Here is a 16,201-nt window from a genome sequence, read left to right on the forward strand (position 1 = left end):
AAAGGTCCGCCCATGAGCCAGACGACGCTTCCTATCCGTCGCGCCCTTATTTCTGTATCCGACAAAGCCGGTCTGCTTGATCTGGCCCGCGCCCTTGTGGCGCAGGGGGCGGAAATCCTGTCCACGGGCGGTTCCGCCAAGGCCCTGCGCGATGCCAGCGTGCCCGTTACGGAAGTGTCGGATTACACCGGTTTTCCTGAAATTCTGGATGGTCGCGTTAAAACGCTGGTGCCCAAAATCCATGGGGGTATCCTTGGCCGCCGTGACCTGCCTGCTCATGTGGCGCAGATGGAGGAACACGGCATTGGTCCGATCGATCTGGTTGCAGTTAATCTGTACCCGTTTGAAAAAACGGTAGCCTCTGGTGCGGATGCTGAAACCTGCATTGAAAATATTGATATCGGTGGTCCAGCCCTGATCCGTGCCGCCGCCAAAAACCACGCGCATGTGGTGGTGCTGACCGACCCCGCCCAGTACGAAGGGCTGATTGATGCGCTGGGCGATGGTGGCACCACGCTGGAGACACGCCGGTTTTATGCTGGTGCAGCCTATGCCCGCACCGCTGCATATGATGCCGCCATTGCGGCATGGTTTGCAGCGCAGGCGCAGGATGCGTTCCCCGAGCGGTTTGCTCTGGCTGGCCAGCGGGCGGAAATCCTGCGCTATGGCGAAAACCCCCATCAGCAGGCCGCATTCTACCGCGATGGCACCACACGCCCCGGTGTGGCTACTGCCGTGCAGGTGCAGGGTAAGGCGCTGTCTTATAACAACATTAACGATACGGATGCCGCGTTTGAGGCCGTAGCCGAGTTTGATGAACCGGCTGTGGTGATTGTCAAACATGCCAACCCTTGCGGGGTTGCCGTCTCTGGCGATCTGACAAGCGCCTGGGATCAGGCCCTGCGGTGTGACCCGGTTTCCGCCTTTGGGGGAATTGTTGCCCTGAACCGTCCGTTGGATGCGGCTACGGCGGAAAAAATTTCCACCATCTTTACTGAAGTCATTGTTGCCCCCGATGCGGCGGACGATGCCAAGGCGCTGCTGGCGCGTAAAAAAAACCTGCGCCTGCTGCTGACCGGCGGCCTGCCTGACCCGACTGCTGCTGGCACGGTTGTGCGTTCGGTTGCGGGGGGCTTTTTGGCCCAGACGCGTGATAATGGGCGGGTTGCTCCCGAAGCGCTGAAGGTTGTGACCAAGCGCGTTCCCACGGAACAGGAAATGCAGGATCTGATCTTTGCCTTCCGTGTGGCCAAACACGTTAAATCCAACGCCATTGTGTATGCCAAGGGTTGTGCAACGGTGGGCATTGGTGCGGGGCAGATGAGCCGCGTGGATTCCGCGCGGATTGCCGCCAGCAAAAGTGGAGAGGCCGCAAAGGCTGCGGGCCAGTCCACACCGCTTACGCAGGGGTCGGTTGCCGCATCCGATGCGTTCTTCCCCTTTGCCGATGGGCTGGAAACCATTGTGGCGGCAGGGGCAACCGCCGTTATTCAGCCCGGCGGTTCCATCCGTGATGATGAGGTCATTGCCGCAGCAGATGCCGCCGGTATTGCCATGGTGTTTACTGGTATGCGTCATTTCCGCCACTGACGCGCTTTTCCCGCTCTTGCGGGAATGGCCCTAAATGGCAGACTATGCACACGAGTCTCACGCATTGCCGCGCCCTGCCCGTGTTCGGGTGGGGTGCGCCTGTCCTTAGTGGTTGTTTCATGCGCTCTTTGCTTAGTTTGTCTGCTCTGATTCTGGCATCTTCCGTTGCGGTGGCAGCCCCTGCCCATAAGGAGGAGCCAACCCAGAGCACCACCTTTGCCTCCCGGCAGACAACAACGGAAAAACAGGCGACAGGCGTGTATGACCTGTCTGTTCTGCCGGTGTTTACGGGCAGTGTGGTGCAGTTCCTGCCCGCACCCCACGGCGGTATTGTTGGCTTTGTGCTCAATGACGGCACGCAGGTTTTTGTCTCCCCCGAACAGGCGCATACCTTTGCAGGTCTGATCAAGGTGGGAGACAAGGTGAACATCCGCGGGATTAAGGGGCAGGTTCTGCCGATTATCCGTGCGTTCAGTGTTTCCAGCCCGCGTGGACGTACCGTGCAGGACAGCTTTATTGAAATGCCACTGCACTCCCCCGAAATGATCGCTGGTCCCGACCTTGTCCTCCATGGTGAGGTCTGGATGCCCCTGTACGATGCGGGGGGCCACCTGAGTGGGGCCGTGCTCAAGGACCATTCGGTCATTTACCTGTCCCCGCGTGAGGCCGGGCGTGTTGCCAACCTGTTGCAGGCCGGGCAGACGCTCTACGCTGTGGGTGGTGGTAGCAGCGGCGATCTGGGTATTGCGATTGATGCGCGTGAGATTGGACCGGCTGCGGACAAGCTGATTGGCATTGCGGTTGGTAATGTGCCGCCGCCCGGTCCTGCACCGGGCAGTCCGGGTTATGACCTTATTCCCGGTGCTGACGAACACTGATCGCCTGAACACAAAGTGTCATGCCAAAATGGCGACCACAGAACCGTGGTCGCCATTTTGCGTTAAACTCTTATGGGATCAGGAAACGCTCATGGCATGAGCGTGGATGACGGGAGGCCATAATGGCGTTGATACGGTGGATTATTGTTTTTCTTATTTTTGCTCTTCTGGCGTCCCTGTTCGGATTTAGTGGCGCTGCATCCGGGTTTTCGGAAATAGCTAAGGTGTTGCTGTTTGTTTTTGTTGTGCTGCTGATTATCAGCCTGTTTTTTGGCGGGCGTTCGCGTTCGGGGCCATAAAAACACAAAGGGTTCGTACGCTCAGCCCGTACGAACCCTTTGCTTTGCAACTCAGGTTTTACATCCCCCACTTTTCCGGAACCGGAATGTGGGGGATTTTTTTAGCCTTCAATCTGGCTGAAGTCGGCAATCAGCCGCATCATGCGCACAAGGCGGGACAGGAGTTTAAGCCGGTTCTGGCGCAGTGCAGGGTCTGGTGCGTTTACCGTCACGCCTTCAAAAAAGCGGTCGAGGGGTTCGCGCAGGCTGGCGGCAGCGCGCATGGCATCGGCAAAGTGCTCGGCGGCAAACGCCTGTTCCACAGCCGGTTCCACCGTTTGCAAGGTGGTGTAGAGTGCGCGTTCTTCCTCCTGTGCAAACAGGGCGGGGTCTGGCGCGCCCTCATGCGGGCCATCCTTTTTGTCCTCAATCCGCAGAATGTTGGCAGCGCGGCGGGTGGCGGCCAGCAGGTTTTTGCCGTCTTCGGTTTCCAGCATGGTCTGCAACGCCTGTGCACGGGCGAGCAGGCGCACAATGTCCGTGTCCTCATTATCGACCGAGATTGCAGCCAGACAGTCATGCCGCGCCCCTTCTGCACGGACCTGCACACGCAGGCGCTCGGCAATAAACTGGGGTAGCAGGGCCAGATCGGGCGCATTGCGCAGGGGTTCGGGCAGGGCTTGTGCCGCCAGCACAAACAGTTTGACCAGATCAAGCCGTAGTCCATTTTCACGGATCAGGCGGATAATACCAAGAGCTGCACGGCGCAGGCCAAACGGGTCGCCCGAGCCGGATGGTTTTTCGCCTGCGGCAAAAAAGGCCGTGAGCATGTCAAACCGGTCGGCAAGGCCCAGCACGACGGAAACGGGCGCTACCGGCACGTCATCCCCTGGGCCGCGGGGGGTGTAATGCTCGCTAATGGCCTGAGCCACATCGGCCTGTTCGCCGTCATGGCGGGCATAGTAGCCCCCCATGACACCCTGCAACTCGGGGAACTCCCCAACCATGCCGGTTGTCAGGTCGGTTTTGCTCAATTCTGCCGCGCGTTCACACTGGTTTCTCGGTGCCCCGGTCATGTCGGCCAGAATGCCCGCAAGGCGCACCATGCGGCGGGTACGGTCCCCTTGTGAGCCAAGTTTGGCATGGAAGGTAATGCTGTTCAGCCCTTCCACGCGGGAGGCAAGGCTGTGTTTGCGGTCAAGGTTCCAAAAGTGCCGCGCATCGGCAAAGCGGGCGCGCAGTACACGTTCGTTCCCGCTGACAACCAGCGTGCCATCATCGGTGGGAATAATGTTGGCGACAAAAGCAAAGCGTGGTGCAGCCGAGCCATCGCTATTGCGCAGGGCAAAGTAGCGCTGGTTGACGCGCATGGACACCTGCATGACCTCGGGCGGGAGGTCCATGAAGATGGGGTCAATCTGACCAAGGAAGGGCACGGGCCATTCGACCAGCCCGGCCACTTCGTCCACCAGTCCGGCATCTGGCACAATGCTCAGCCCTTCGGCCTGTGCAAGGGCGTTCAGCCCTGTTGTAATGCTCTGGCGGCGTTCGGCGGCATGCACCATCACGTGGCGTTCATGCAAACCCTGCTGCCATTGTGCGGCGCTGGTTACGTCCATTGCACCGGGGTTGAGGAAGCGGTGCCCCTCGGTCTGGTTGGAAGCGCTCAGGTCGTGGCCGTTATCATCCGCCGTTGCCATGGAAAACGGCACAATCTGGCCATCCAGCAGGCAAACAATCCGCCGCAGGGGGCGCACCCATGTCATGGCGCTACCGGCACCCCAACGCATGGATTTGGGCCACGGAAAGCGGCGTAGCAGGTCGGGCATAATGGCGGCAATATGGGCTGCGGCGCCAATAGGGGCTTCCTCGCGTTCAAGCACCCAAAAGCCGTTTTGCAGGGCCAGCGCATCCTTGCTGACGCCGTGCTTGCGGGTGAAGCCTTCCAGTGCTTTTTCCGGCGCACCCTCACGCGGGCCACGTTCGGAAACGGTGCGCCCGGGCACCATTTTGTCCAGACACAGGGAGGCGGCAATGCGGCGCGGGCCTGTGTAGCTTCTGGCATCCACAGGGTTGAGCGGGGCCAGTGCCTCGCTTAGCAGGCGGAGCAGGGTATCGCCTGCCTGCTGCTGCATGCGGGCAGGAATTTCTTCGGAAAAAAGTTCAATCAGCAATTCGGGCATGGTCTTATTTGTCCTCGCCTGCCAGCCAGGTTTCGCAACACAGTTTTGCCAGTGTGCGCACCCGGCCAATATAGGCCGCGCGTTCGCTTACGCTGATGACGCCGCGCGCATCCAGCAGGTTGAACAGATGGCTGGCTTTCAGGCACTGGTCGTAGGCGGGCTGGGCCACACCGGCTTCTGCCAGAGCCACACTTTCCTTTTCCGCATCGCTAAAGTGCTGGAACAGAAGGTCCGTGTTGGCCAGTTCAAAATTATGGCGCGAGTAGTCCTGCTCGGCCCGCAAGAACACATCGCCATAGGTCAGGCCCGCGCCATTGTAGTCCAGATCATAAACATTCTCGACACCCTGCACATACATGGCCAGACGTTCCAGCCCGTATGTCAGCTCCGTGGAGGGCAGGGTTACGGGAATACCGCCAACCTGCTGGAAGTACGTAAACTGCGTTACTTCCATGCCATCACACCAGACCTCCCAGCCCAGACCCCATGCACCTATGGTCGGGTTTTCCCAGTCATCTTCCACAAAGCGGATGTCGTGCTTGTCGGGGTCAATGCCAATAGCGCGGTAGCTGTCCAGCAGGAGCTTCTGGCTTTCTTCCGGGGTGGGTTTGAGCAGCACCTGATACTGGTAGTAATGCTGGAGGCGGTTTGGGTTTTCCCCGTACCGGCCATCGGACGGGCGGCGGCAGGGCTGCACATAGGCGGCCTTCCACGGTTTGTTCCCCAAGGCCCGCAGCGTGGTGTGGGGGGACAGTGTGCCTGCGCCTATTTCCTGATCATAGGGCTGAAGAATGGCGCACCCCTGTTTAGACCAGAACTGGTGCAGGGTCAGGATAAGGTCCTGAAAGGAAAGGGGCCGCTCTGTGGGGCGGGGAGACGCCGGGTCCATGATAGGGATGAAACTCCGCAATATGACGGTCAGGTTGAATGTGCGCAGGGCACGCTTGGCCACACCATACAGCCCTGCGCGCCAGACCGAAAGAGAAGGCAGACCTTATGGCAGGGTTTCCTTCGTGGCGTAGTCTCTTGTAACAGGCTTGTGGGCGCGCCACATCTTGGCCAGAGTGTTCTGGCACAAAGCTCTGGTGCTGTAATTGGCCCGTCAGGGCGGGAAGGTATGGAATGACAAACGAAGAACGCGATCTTATTGAAAAATTTATGGCCCGTGTTGGTGGTGCTGCCCAAGGCGGCTTTGGCAGTGTGCCGGGGAGCCAGCCCAACCTGCCCGCGATTGACCAGCAGGCAGACCAGTTTATTGCGCAGGAATTCCAGAAATACCCCGAAGCCCGCTACCGCGTGACCCAGATGGCCGTGGTGCAGGAAGCCGCACTGGTGCAGGCACAGAATCGGATACAGCAGCTTCAGTTCCAGCTTCAGCAGGCGCAGCAGGCCTTGCAGGCTGCCCAGCAGCAGAGCAATGCCGGGCAGCAGAAGTCTGGCGGATTTTTTGGGGGTCTGTTTGGTGGCGGACAGGCCGCGCAGCCGCAGTCTGCTCCTCCTCCGGGGTGGGGTGGTCGGCCTGCCATGCCTCCGCAGTACCAGCCGCAGCCCATGCCGTATGGCATGCAGCCTTCCTCCTTTTCTGGCGGGTCGGGCTTTTTGGGCAGCGCACTTACAACGGCTACGGGTGTGGCTGGCGGCATGCTTGCGGCCAATGCCCTGACCAGTCTTTTTAGCGGCCACCACGATGGCGGCATGGGGGACGGTGGCATGGGTGGTGCAACGACCAACGAAACCATTGTGAACAATTATGGAGACGCAGGGGCCGACCCCTTTGCTGGTGCTGGTGTGCAGGCCGATCAGGGTTTTGACGCAGGTGGCGGTGATTGGGGCGGAGATGCCGGTGGCGGAGACTGGGGTGGTGGAGACGATCAGAGCTTCTGATCCTCCAGTTTTTTCCAAAACGATCCATGCCAGAAGGGGCGGTACGCAAGTACCGCCCCTTTTTTGTGGATGCATAAACAGAATGGGTCGGGATGTGCCGGTTTTCAGTCCAGAGTGCCGGTGCGCGCCATGGACTGGATAAGGTCCAGCATTTTCTGCCGTAAAGCCTTGTCCGGTATTTGGTAATAGGCGCGTACCAGATCCAGTGTTTCTTTTCTGGCCAGCAGGTTCTGTTCGTCTGTCAGGGTTTGCATGGCGGTGGAGGCTGGCGGAATAGGGGAGGGGGCGGGTGTGCCAAAAGGTTTGCGTGTTTCAGCAAAGCCCCTGTTGGTCATGCTGCCTGTGGGGGCTGGGAGCATGTCATCAAAAAAGAAGCTGATGGGCACATCCAGCGCTGTTGCAATATCATACAACCGGGACGCGCCAACCCTGTTGGTGCCACGTTCATATTTTTGAATTTGCTGGAACGTGACCCCAAGTGCCTCGCCCAGTTTTTCCTGCGATAATCCCAGCAGCGTTCTGCGTAGCCGGATACGTTTGCCAACATGGGCATCTATCGTTTCGGCATGGGTGGATATCGTGGAGGCTGGATCCGTCAGAGGCTCGGTTTTGCTCACGACTGGGTTTTTTCCCGCGGCTGTAAAGGCTGGAACAGGTGGACGGATAACATGTAATCTTAACGTTTCATAAAGGAAAATTGGTAATGTTCCAGAAAAACGTTGGATAATGCGGCCATAACACGTCCTCCCTTTTTAGGGCTGTGTTGTGCTGCTGCGGGATTGCAGGCGCTTACGGCGGGGTATGCAGGCCAAGGCCAGAAGCATAACGCACAGGGCTAGCGGAATGGATTGTCCCATCAAGCCAAACAAGGTTGGCGGAAGTGAGGCAGGGAGCGCCACAGTAAGCACGCCGGCCTTGCCCCAGCCCAGATGGTCCAGCATATGGCCCATACCATCATAAGCGGTGGAAATGCCGGTATTGGCCGCGCGCGCCACGGGCAGCCCTTCTTCCACCGCGCGCAGCCGCACGGAGGACAGGTGCTGGCGTGGGCCAGCACTGTTCCCAAACCATGCATCATTCGTCACATTGGCCAGCCAGCGGGGGCGGTCATGCCGGTCGACCACATCGCCCGAAAAAATAACCTCGTAACACACAAGGGGGCCAACGGCGGGAATGTCGGCCAGATGCCACGTTTGTGGCCCCGGCCCTGCCGCCATGCCGCCTTGCGGTACAATCTGGAGGGGAATGAACGGCGGCTGATATTCGCCAAAAGGCACAAGGCGGGCTTTGTCGTATGTGGCCTGTATGGCCCCGTCGGGGGCCAGAGCCACAACGGAATTGCGGTAGTGCCCTGCCGTATCCATGCGCAGTGCGCCAATAAGACCCGCATCTGCCCCAACGGCCCATTCCATAATGGCCTGCCGCGCACGGGGGCTGTCCTGTATCAGATCGTAACCGGGAAAAGAGGTTTCGGGCCAGAGGAAAACAATGGGCCTAAAGTGTTCCCCCGGTTTGCGTTGCGCAACCTGTAACGCTTGGGCGGCCTGCACGCCCTGTGCGGTTAGCGCCAGATAACGCGTAAAAATATCGCGCGGGGTTTGCCGCCCGATTTTTTCAGATTCAGGCACATTCCCCTGTACAATTACGGCAATGGGGCCGGGTTCACCTGTTGGATGGGCCGTGTAAAGCCGCAGACCGCCAGCCACGCACCACACAAATATGCCCACAACCGAGCAGGCAACAACGCGCAAACGCAGAAAAGACAGGCAAAGTGCGGGCGTGCTACGGGGCACAGCAATTTGGCTAACCCAACGCGCCAGAGGTGTTTGCTCTAGCAAGGCTGTGCCACAAAGCGTGGAAAGCAGAACCAAGGCAAGGGTCAGGCCATCCTCTCCCACCCATGCGGCAGGCTGGATAAGCAGGCTCCCCACAGAACCGGGAATGGCAAGGCTGCTGCCAAGCGCGTTCCATGTAAAACCACTGAAGATAAACGTGCGCCCCATATCAAACAGGGTCCACAGGGCGGCAAAGGCGCTCAGGCGGCGTATGCCAGCGGGTAGCAGAACGCACAATGCGGCGGGCACAGCCACAGTAGGGGCCAGAATAAGTGCGCAGCCAAGGGAGGGAAACGGAACAAACCACCAGAACTCATCCGCACGGATGAGAACAGCGTTGACCAGCCAGTAAAGACCGGCGGCATAAAACCCGAACCCGAACAGAGCACCCGCCCATGCCGCGCGCCGCCAGCTCTGGGTTGTATTGAGTATGTGCCCAAACAGCCCAAAGGTCAGGAGTAGGACAGGTAGAACATGCAAAGGCGGCAAGGCCAGAGTGGACACCCCCCCCAAACCCAGCAGGAGAGCAGCAAAACTGAGCGTTGCCCGTTTTGGACAAAAGCGGGACAACACGGTTTTTGGGGACATTGGGGCGCTCATGGCACAGGCGGGTTGCCCGCCCGCCGGATGGATTCGTTAAAAATCAGGGCAACAGCCTGCTGCCGTGCGCGACTTAGTCCAGAGCATCGCGCAGGCGGCGTTCGTAATGACGGTAGTATTTGTCCGCCAGAAGTTCGCTTTTAACCAGAATGGCAACGTCCGTGGTGTTAAACTGCGGGTCAATAACCGCACCATCGCCCACATAACCACCAAGGCGCAGATACCCTTTAATAAGGGGCGGCAGGCCCACAAGGCAGCGCCGCACATTAAGGGTGTGCGGGTCCGTGCGCAGCATTTCCACCCGGCGGCTTTCAAGCGCGCGAACACGCAGGGCGGGGGGGGCCAGATGGTTGTGGTAAAGATAGGTCAGTTCATCCGCGATCTGGTCCGGGTCTGTGCAGGGCAGGCTGGCGCAGCCAAACAGCAGATCAATGCGGTGCAGGAAAATGTAGGAGGCAATGCCGCGCCACAAAAGCTGCATGGCCGCCCGGCCACGATAGTTTTTGTCCACGCAGGAGCGCCCGACTTCGAGCAGCCTGCCGGGGAATTCCTTGAGCGGAGTAATGTCGTATTCGTTGGAGGAATAGAACCGGCCGATCTTCTGGGCCGCATCGCCCTGCACAAGCCGATATGTGCCAATCACACCGCGCGCGTCCGAGGCAATGGCGTTGTCAATGACCAGAAGGTGGTCGGCAACGCTGTCAAACTCGTCAATATCACGCTTCAGGCGCAGGGTTTCCGCGCTGGGGTGGGCACCCATTTCCTCGTAAAAAACGCGGTAGCGCAGGGCCTGGGCTGCATCGCGTTCATCATCCGTTTCGGCAATGCGGACACTCAGGCTGCCGCCATGCAGTTCGGGAAAGCGAGACCGGTCCAGCTCCAGCGCCGAAAGCCCGCCTGTGGTTTGTGTGGAACTCATGTCTGGTCTCCCTTGCGGCGTGAACGGGGTGTTGTTTTGCCGGAGGAAGCATTGGCGGGCTGGCGTTTTTTGCCAAACAGTTCCAGCCGCATGGAGACAAACTCGAATCCAAGTCGGTCCGCCACCTTCATCATGAAGGCTTCATGTTCCGGGTCTTCAAACTCAATCACTTTCCCGTTATCAACGTCGATCAGGTGATAATGGTGCCGACCATGTTCCGTTGCTTCATATCGAGCACGCCCGCCGCCAAAGTCCCGGCGCTCCAGAATGCCTTTTTCCTCAAGCAGCCGCACCGTGCGATACACGGTTGCCACCGAAATGCGGGAGTCCAGCACTGCCGCACGGCGGTACAGTTCTTCCACGTCCGGGTGGTCGTCTGCTTCGGAAAGAACACGTGCGATAACGCGCCGTTGTCCGGTCATTTTCAGGCCGTGTTCGATACACAGCTGCTCAATCCGTGATTCTGCCGCTTGTACCTTCAAGGTCACAAACCCTGCCTAATGTTATCATCTCTGCGTTCGTTATTCAGGTAGCCGAAATCAGAGGTGTTTGTCCAATTTTACACCATCATACAGTTTTTTTATGGTGTGTATGCCTGTCTGTATGATGCTGGCCTGTCGTTTTTCCCCTCGAAAGGAGGAAAGTCTGCATGAATGATACCCCGATGACGGGACGGGAGGACGGTACCTGCCCGGCGGTTCTGGATATTACAGGGGAAAAATGCCCCATGACATTTGTTCGCACCCGTCTGGCGCTGGATGTGCTGCCGCCGGGTGGTCTGCTGGCGGTGCGCCTGATAGGCGAGGAGCCGCACCGCAATGTTAGCCGCTCCGTACAGGCTTTGGGTCACAGCATTCTGGCTGATGCACCCCAGCCTGATGGTAGTGTGCTGCTGACGATCCGCAAAAAGGAGGCCGCATCCGCTCCAGCCTGATAGAGGTTTAAGCAGATGCGGCCTGCGCCACAGGCAAACTGTGGATGATATCAGTTGTTCATGGCTTCAAAGAAGTCATTGTTCGTTTTGCTGTATTTAAGCTTGTCCAGCAGGAAGTCCATGGCGTCCATGGTGCCCATGGGTGCCAGAATCCGGCGCAGCACCCACATTTTGGACAGGGTGGAGCGGTCAACCAGCAGTTCTTCCTTACGTGTCCCGCTTTTGGTGATGTCGATTGCGGGGAAGGTGCGTTTGTCAGCCAGTTTGCGGTCAAGGACAAGCTCGGAGTTACCCGTGCCCTTGAACTCTTCAAAGATCACTTCGTCCATGCGGCTGCCGGTATCGATCAGCGCGGTGGCGATAATGGTCAGGGAGCCACCTTCCTCAATGTTACGGGCTGCACCAAAAAAGCGTTTGGGCCGCTGTAGGGCGTTGGCGTCCACACCGCCGGTCAGCACCTTGCCCGATGAGGGAACAACCGTGTTGTAAGCGCGCGCCAGACGGGTAATGGAATCGAGCAGGATCACCACATCGCGCTTGTGCTCCACAAGGCGCTTGGCTTTTTCGAGCACCATTTCGGTCACCTGCACGTGGCGGTGTGCGGGTTCGTCAAAGGTGGAGGCAATCACTTCGCCGCGCACGGAGCGGGCCATGTCGGTCACTTCCTCAGGCCGTTCGTCAATGAGCAGAACGATCAGGAACACTTCGGGGTGGTTGGCCGAAATGGAGGAGGCAATGCTCTGGAGCATGACCGTTTTGCCCGAACGCGGGGGAGCCACGATCAGGGCGCGCTGGCCCATGCCAATGGGGGACACAAGGTCGATCACCCGTGGGGTAAAGTCCTTTTGAGCACCCTTTTTGTTTTTGTCGCCCTTGGGTTCTGGGGCGGTGGCCTGACTTTCCACTTCCATCTGCAGGCGGCGCTCGGGGTAGAGCGGGGTCAGGTTATCAAAGTTGATCCGGTGGCGCACCGCATCGGGGGACTCAAAATTGATCGTGTTGATCTTGAGCATGGAGAAGTAGCGTTCGCCATCCCGTGGGGCGCGAATCTGGCCTTCAACCGTATCACCCGTGCGCAGGCCAAAGCGGCGGACCTGCGTGGGGGAGATATAAATATCATCCGGGCCGGGAAGGTAGTTGGATTCGGGCGCACGCAGGTATCCAAACCCGTCATGCATGATCTCAAGCGTGCCTTCGCCATAAATGGCCTGATCATTGTCAGCCAGTGTTTTGAGGATGGCGAACATCATGTCCTGCTTACGCAGGGAGGACGCGTTTTCGATATTCAGGTCTTCAGCGCAGGCCAGAAGGTCGGCTGGGGACTTGGCCTTGAGTTCCGCAAGATGCATTGAGTAAATGCCCTGACTGGCAAGAGAAGTTCAAAAGGGGAAGGTCACGGGTCGTTCCATGCACGGCAGAGCCGGTCGGGGGGACCGGAAAGCAAGCATGCCTGACAAGGCATGTCCGAGCCAGAAGGAACCTGACGGGAGGGATACCGCTGGGCAGGTGAAGTCAGCCAGCGTCTGGGGGCGGATAATACCTGCGGCGGATTTGATCGTCAACACAGGATATGGCGCCATGCGCGGTTGTGAGCAGGGGTTACTTGATGCCCCCAAGCCACCCTTTTTTCCAAAACCAGAGCAGGGGCAGCACAATGGTCGTGGCCATGAGACCAAGCGAGTACCAGTAGCCAAAAGACCAGTCCAGCTCGGGTATGTATTTGAAGTTCATACCGTAAATGCCAGCAATCAGGGTGGGTGCAACCCCAATGAAGCTGACCACGGTCAGCACCTTCATCACCCCGTTCTGTTCGATGTTGATGAAGCCCAGCGTTGCATCAAGCAGGAACTCCACCTTGTCCTGTGACTGGGAGACATAGGCATCGAGCGAGGACAGGTCATGGCTGACCGATGTGATGCGCGCGCGCAGAATGCCAGATAGGGCATAGGCCGCGGTGACCTTGCCGTCTTCATCCGGTGCGGGGGTGGCAAGGGGTGTGGGGGGGGATGAACGGGGCGTGCACAGGGCAAACCCCGTAACCGGCAGGGCGGATGCGGTTTTGCGGCTTTCGCCCAGGAACAGGGCTATGCGTTCCATGCCCAGTAGTGTGTCCCGCATGCGTGAGCACAGATTGCCAGCTTCCCCTACACGCTGGAGCAGGTTGCGCTGCCACACGGCCACGTTGCGGATGGGGGTCTGCTGCGTACGGGCGCGAAAAATATCGTGCGAGAGGGCGTCCAGCAGGTTGCCCATGCTTTCCAGAATATCGGCCAGCCGGTCCACAATCGCCTCGATCAGCGCCACGAGTATTTCCCCTGAATGGAGCAGGGTTTCGTGCTGGGGGGGGATCTCGGTTGGCTGGGGCTGTGTTGTCTGGCGCTCAGGCGTGGTGTGCGGGGGTGGCATGGCGGAGGCCACGCAGTCCGCCACAAGCTGGGCCACAGTCTCGAACGCCAGATAGAACTGGAAGCGAATGGTAAAGAGCCGTTTTTCGGTCAGGATAAAACCGACCGGCATGGTCTGAAAATCCGACCCGCTCTTGCGCAGCAGGGGGGAGGACAAAAATGCCGCCCCATTGCGTACACTGATGCGTGAGGAACTTTCGATGGCGCTCAGGTCATCAAGTGTGGGTATGGGCTGGCCGCAGAGTTTTTCCGCCAGTTCCAGTTCCTGTGGCGTGGGGTTGAGAAGGTCCAGCCATACAGCATTCTTGGCATCGTCTTCCGTTTCAACGGCGCGAGCAGGCATACCGGGCCTGTGGGCCAGAAACATGCGATTCTCCCAGTTTTTGCCCTGTGGGCACGTGCACCTGTATGCCGGTTCTGGCGGTGCCCCTCCCGGAGCATGTGCATAACGCCAAGTATGACGCCTTTGTTCGGTTTATGGCAAGATGACCGCACGGGACCGTGCAATGCGGTAGCACTTCTGGTAAGCCATTTTGCCAGTTGAAAAGATAAAAACATATGGCACCCGGCAGGGCGCGCCATGGGGCTAAAGGAGCGGCAGGACGAGTAATGGCGAACCCGATCGAACACGGCGGCGCGGCGGCGCAGAGCAATTCTTTCAAGCAGCAGCCTGACGAGCATGGCCATTTTGGTGGCCGCTATGGTGGCCGCTTTGTGGCGGAAACGCTCATGCCCCTTATTCTGGAACTGAACGAGGCATACGAAGCCGCAAAGGCTGACCCCGCCTTCCATAAGGAACTGGTTTACTACCAGACCGATTACATTGGTCGGCCCAGCCCGCTCTGGTTTGCCCGCCGCCTGACCGAAGCGTTCGGGGGGGCAAAAATCTACCTCAAGCGTGAGGAGCTGAACCACACAGGCTCGCACAAGCTCAACAACGTTATGGGGCAGATTTTGCTGGCCCGCCGCATGGGGCGCACCCGCATTGTAGCCGAAACCGGGGCAGGCCAGCATGGTGTGGCCACCGCCACCGTATGCGCCCTGTTTGGCATGAAATGCGTGATCTACATGGGGGCAACCGATGTGGAACGGCAAAAGCCCAACGTGTTCCGCATGCGCCTGCTGGGGGCGGAGGTTGTGCCCGTAACCGCCGGGGCCGGTACACTCAAAGACGCCATGAACGAAGCCATGCGTGACTGGGTGGCCAATGTGGCCGATACCTACATGCTGATCGGCACCGTGGCTGGCCCACACCCATATCCCGCCATGGTGCGTGACTTCCAGAGCGTGATTGGTGAGGAAACCAAAGCGCAGATGCGTGCTGCCGAAGGACGCCTGCCCGATGTGGTGGTCGCAGCCATTGGTGGTGGCTCCAACGCCATGGGTATTTTCTATCCCTTCCTTGATGATACGTCCGTGCGCCTGATTGGGGTGGAAGCGGCAGGCCATGGGCTGGACAGCGGCAAAACGGCGGCCTCCATCGAGCGCGGTCGCCCCGGTGTGCTGCACGGCAACCGCACCTACCTGCTGCAAAATGCGGACGGGCAGATTGATGAGGCTCACTCCATCAGCGCCGGGCTGGATTACCCCGGTGTTGGGCCGGAACATTCGTGGTTGAATGATATCGGGCGGGCGGAATACGTGGGGGCCACCGATGCCGAGGCGCTTGAGGCCTTCCAGATCTGCACAAAGCTGGAAGGGATTATTCCCGCTCTCGAATCGGCGCATGCCGTGGCCTATGCGGCCAGAATTGCCCCCACCTTGCCCAAGGATTCATTGTTGGTGGTCAACCTGTCCGGTCGGGGGGATAAGGATATCTTTACTGTTGCCGAGCATTTGGGAGTTACGCTGTGAGCCGTATTGCCGCCCGTTTTAGAACCCTTGCTGCCGAAGGCCGTGGTGCGCTCATTCCTTATCTGGAGGCGTATGACCCCGACCGGGCGACATCGCTGGAGTTATTCCGCGCCATGCCAGCAGCCGGAGCCGACCTGATTGAAGTTGGCATGCCGTTTTCCGACCCTTCGGCCGATGGTCCGGTTATTCAGGCCGCTGCCCTGCGTGGCCTCAAGGCTGGTGCGACGCTGGTGGGCGTGCTGGATATGGTGGCCGAGTTCCGTAAGGAGAATGACGAAACCCCGGTTATTCTGATGGGCTACGTCAACCCGGTGGAAGCCTATGGGTACGAACGCTTCTGCAAGGATGCCGCCGCCGCCGGGGTGGACGGGCTTATTCTGGTTGACCTGCCACCGGAGGAAGGGGCGGTTATTGCCGCTCCCGCGCAGGCTGCGGGGCTGGATATTATCCGTCTGGTCGCCCCCACAACACCCGATGCCCGTCTGGAATATGTGCTCGCGCATGCATCGGGCTTTGTTTATTATGTCAGCATTGTTGGCATTACGGGCACGCGCTCGGCCAGCGCGCATGACCTTGCAGGCGCCATCCCCCGCGTGCGTGCGGCCACCGACCTGCCCATAGCCATTGGTTTTGGCGTACGCACACCCGAGCAGGCCGCGCAGGCATCCAGCATAGCCGATGGTGCGGTGGTGGCGTCCGCCCTGCTGGCCACATTGGCCGAAACACTGGACGCGCAAGGCCGCGCCACACCCCAGACCGTGCCGCGTGTGCTTGAGCAGATCCGTGGTCTGGCGCAGGCTGTCCGTGCGGCAGGTCAGAAACCTGAATGACCCACGCCTTT

General features: G+C 59.2%; 15 protein-coding genes. 7 read left to right on the forward strand and 8 right to left on the reverse strand.

Annotated features, from left to right (window positions below; translation table 11 throughout):
• Positions 1–12 precede the first annotated feature (12 nt).
• The 3 genes from purH (at position 13) to AABE20_RS09255 (ending at position 2,767) form a co-directional block, all read left to right on the forward strand.
• Complete coding sequence (purH, locus tag AABE20_RS09245; RefSeq protein WP_338332784.1) at positions 13–1,590, forward strand: bifunctional phosphoribosylaminoimidazolecarboxamide formyltransferase/IMP cyclohydrolase; 1,578 nt, start codon at positions 13–15, stop codon at positions 1,588–1,590.
• Between the two features lie 119 nt (positions 1,591–1,709).
• Positions 1,710–2,468 (forward strand): OB-fold nucleic acid binding domain-containing protein, encoded by a 759-nt coding sequence (locus tag AABE20_RS09250; RefSeq protein ID WP_338332785.1) that lies wholly within the window; start codon positions 1,710–1,712, stop codon positions 2,466–2,468.
• A 122-nt stretch (positions 2,469–2,590) separates the two neighbouring features.
• Positions 2,591–2,767, forward strand: a complete 177-nt coding sequence (locus AABE20_RS09255; RefSeq protein WP_025826588.1) for a DUF1328 domain-containing protein — start codon at positions 2,591–2,593, stop codon at positions 2,765–2,767.
• 101 nt (positions 2,768–2,868) lie between these two features.
• On the opposite strand, the gene glyS is transcribed toward AABE20_RS09255, so the two are convergent.
• Positions 2,869–4,929 (reverse strand): glycine--tRNA ligase subunit beta, encoded by a 2,061-nt coding sequence (gene glyS, locus AABE20_RS09260; protein WP_338332786.1) that lies wholly within the window; start codon positions 4,927–4,929, stop codon positions 2,869–2,871.
• A 4-nt stretch (positions 4,930–4,933) separates the two neighbouring features.
• Positions 4,934–5,818, reverse strand: a complete 885-nt coding sequence (locus tag AABE20_RS09265) for a glycine--tRNA ligase subunit alpha (RefSeq protein ID WP_338332955.1) — start codon at positions 5,816–5,818, stop codon at positions 4,934–4,936.
• A 233-nt stretch (positions 5,819–6,051) separates the two neighbouring features.
• Here AABE20_RS09265 and AABE20_RS09270 point away from each other — a divergent pair, with 233 nt between their 5' ends.
• Complete coding sequence (locus AABE20_RS09270) at positions 6,052–6,813, forward strand: DUF2076 domain-containing protein (protein ID WP_338332787.1); 762 nt, start codon at positions 6,052–6,054, stop codon at positions 6,811–6,813.
• A gap of 104 nt (positions 6,814–6,917) precedes the next feature.
• Here the strand turns inward: AABE20_RS09270 and AABE20_RS09275 are convergent, their stop codons facing one another.
• The 4 genes from AABE20_RS09275 to AABE20_RS09290 form a co-directional block, all read right to left on the reverse strand.
• Positions 6,918–7,430, reverse strand: a complete 513-nt coding sequence (locus AABE20_RS09275) for a helix-turn-helix domain-containing protein (RefSeq protein WP_338332788.1) — start codon at positions 7,428–7,430, stop codon at positions 6,918–6,920.
• A gap of 135 nt (positions 7,431–7,565) precedes the next feature.
• Positions 7,566–9,236 (reverse strand): apolipoprotein N-acyltransferase, encoded by a 1,671-nt coding sequence (gene lnt / locus AABE20_RS09280; protein ID WP_338332789.1) that lies wholly within the window; start codon positions 9,234–9,236, stop codon positions 7,566–7,568.
• A gap of 85 nt (positions 9,237–9,321) precedes the next feature.
• The gene (locus AABE20_RS09285; protein ID WP_338332790.1) at positions 9,322–10,167 is read right to left on the reverse strand and encodes a GNAT family N-acetyltransferase; all 846 of its coding nucleotides are present in this window, start codon (positions 10,165–10,167) and stop codon (positions 9,322–9,324) included.
• Positions 10,164–10,655, reverse strand: a complete 492-nt coding sequence (locus AABE20_RS09290) for a transcriptional repressor (protein ID WP_165991018.1) — start codon at positions 10,653–10,655, stop codon at positions 10,164–10,166. Before AABE20_RS09290 ends, AABE20_RS09285 begins: the two co-directional genes overlap by 4 nt.
• Before the next feature lie 161 nt (positions 10,656–10,816).
• Between AABE20_RS09290 and AABE20_RS09295 the strand changes: the two genes are divergently transcribed.
• A complete protein-coding gene (locus AABE20_RS09295; RefSeq protein WP_338332791.1) occupies positions 10,817–11,101 on the forward strand; it encodes a sulfurtransferase TusA family protein in 285 nt (94 codons plus the stop codon).
• A gap of 50 nt (positions 11,102–11,151) precedes the next feature.
• Here AABE20_RS09295 and rho read toward each other — a convergent pair whose 3' ends face one another.
• A complete protein-coding gene (gene rho / locus AABE20_RS09300) occupies positions 11,152–12,450 on the reverse strand; it encodes a transcription termination factor Rho (protein ID WP_338332792.1) in 1,299 nt (432 codons plus the stop codon).
• 250 nt (positions 12,451–12,700) lie between these two features.
• Positions 12,701–13,849 (reverse strand): magnesium transporter CorA family protein, encoded by a 1,149-nt coding sequence (locus AABE20_RS09305; RefSeq protein ID WP_338332956.1) that lies wholly within the window; start codon positions 13,847–13,849, stop codon positions 12,701–12,703.
• A gap of 266 nt (positions 13,850–14,115) precedes the next feature.
• Between AABE20_RS09305 and trpB the strand changes: the two genes are divergently transcribed.
• Together trpB and trpA are read left to right on the forward strand one after the other, a co-directional pair.
• Positions 14,116–15,360: a tryptophan synthase subunit beta gene (gene trpB, locus AABE20_RS09310; RefSeq protein ID WP_338332793.1), complete on the forward strand. Its 1,245-nt coding sequence runs from the start codon at positions 14,116–14,118 to the stop codon at positions 15,358–15,360.
• A complete protein-coding gene (gene trpA / locus AABE20_RS09315) occupies positions 15,357–16,190 on the forward strand; it encodes a tryptophan synthase subunit alpha (protein ID WP_338332794.1) in 834 nt (277 codons plus the stop codon). Before trpB ends, trpA begins: the two co-directional genes overlap by 4 nt.
• Positions 16,191–16,201: the final 11 nt, after the last annotated feature.

Origin of the sequence: Acetobacter zythi, from assembly GCF_963921165.1 — a bacterium.
Taxonomy (GTDB): Bacteria; Pseudomonadota; Alphaproteobacteria; order Acetobacterales; family Acetobacteraceae; genus Acetobacter.